Source organism: Mesonia sediminis, from assembly GCF_042684705.1.
Classification (GTDB): Bacteria; Bacteroidota; Bacteroidia; order Flavobacteriales; family Flavobacteriaceae; genus Mesonia; species Mesonia sediminis.
Genome location: NZ_JBHULZ010000028.1, coordinates 1 through 1,381, shown reverse-complemented (window position 1 = coordinate 1,381; position 1,381 = coordinate 1). Strand labels below are relative to the sequence as shown.

Here is a 1,381-nt window from a genome sequence, read left to right as displayed (position 1 = left end):
AACTTTCCAAAAAATAAAATAAGTAGTAAATTTAAAATTTGGCTTGCTCTTAAACCGAAAAAAAATCGCTAATTTACACGCTACGAGCCATATACAAAACCGTTACCTGCAAGCTGAAAAAAATTCCGTAAACATTAATGAACATAACTACTAAAACCGATTTAGAGAATTTAATACTCAACCAAATTGAGGAGAATTTAGGACTTGATTATAAGTCTGCTGAATCACTTGGAAAATCAGTTGGCAAGAAAAAAGAACTTTCAAAAGATGTTTCTGCATTTGCTAATTCAAATGGTGGAATTATCATTTATGGAATTAAAGAATTTGACGAAACTGACAAAAGACATCTTCCTGAAAAGATTGACCCAGTAAATCGAAATGAATATAGTAAAGAGTGGTTAGAACAAGTAATTAACAGTAATATTTCACCAAGAATAGATGGAATAAAAATTACTTCAATTTCTCTAAACGAGACAAGTGATGTTGCATATCTTGTTGATATTCCAAAGAGCAATACAGCACACCAATCTTCAGATTTTAGATATTATAAAAGGTTCAACTTTGAAAGTGTAGCAATGCACGACTACGAAGTAAAAGATGTTATGAACCGAAATAAAACACCGACAATTGAACTGATATTTGAATTGGAAAAATTCACTTACGAAGTAAAACCACCTATCGGACAAATTAGTTTTCCAATTAATCGAGATATTGAGCCTAAAAAGAATTACTCAACTACCAATTCGCTGAACATTATCGGAGAGAATATTGGTGGAGTTTTTGCAAATTACGTGAATAGTTTTATAGAAGTTCCTGTTTCCATTTTACGAGAAAAAGAATATGAATATCGAGATACATTTCTTAAAAATGGAATTGAATACAAAAAGCTGTTTTGTGATAATACAATTAGAGAAATAAAAGACACAGAAAATTACGGTTTATTTACAACACACAAATATTGGCCTTCAAGATATGACCCTATTTTACCAGAAACTCGACTTCGATTTGAGGAGATTAAGTTAAAAAAAGATTACGTTTTTGGAAATGAAGAGATTTTTTGGGAAACTTATGCGGACAATTCAGCGAAACGAAAAGGTTCGATTATAATGTCAGAAATAAAAGTAATAGAAAAACGACAAGCAGAATAAAGCCAGCAGGTAACACCGTATAAAATTAATTGCTAGTACAAGCTTACTTACGAAAATCCTCGCGGATTTTCTATTCGGTTTTTATTTGCTAAATTAGGTGCTTAAAACACGCAACTAATCTTATACAATCACGTTATGGGCAAGCTGAAAAAAAACATATATATGATTAAAAAACTACTGTTATCCACTATCGGCCTTTTAATGATTTCGTGTTCTAACAAAACAGATGATAA

The 1,381-nt window shown here is 30.9% G+C and carries 1 protein-coding gene; it reads left to right on the top strand.

The annotated features are described in order from the left end of the window. Positions 1 to 137: 137 nt before the first annotated feature. Complete coding sequence (locus tag ACFSQ0_RS07110) at positions 138 to 1,148, top strand: AlbA family DNA-binding domain-containing protein (protein WP_379046217.1); 1,011 nt, start codon at positions 138 to 140, stop codon at positions 1,146 to 1,148. The last annotated feature ends 233 nt before the right edge of the window (positions 1,149 to 1,381 follow it).

Excerpts from the sequence above, each read along its gene's own strand:
- ACFSQ0_RS07110 (WP_379046217.1), top strand. The coding sequence starts at position 138 with ATGAACATAACTACTAAAACCGATTTAGAGAATTTAATACTCAACCAA.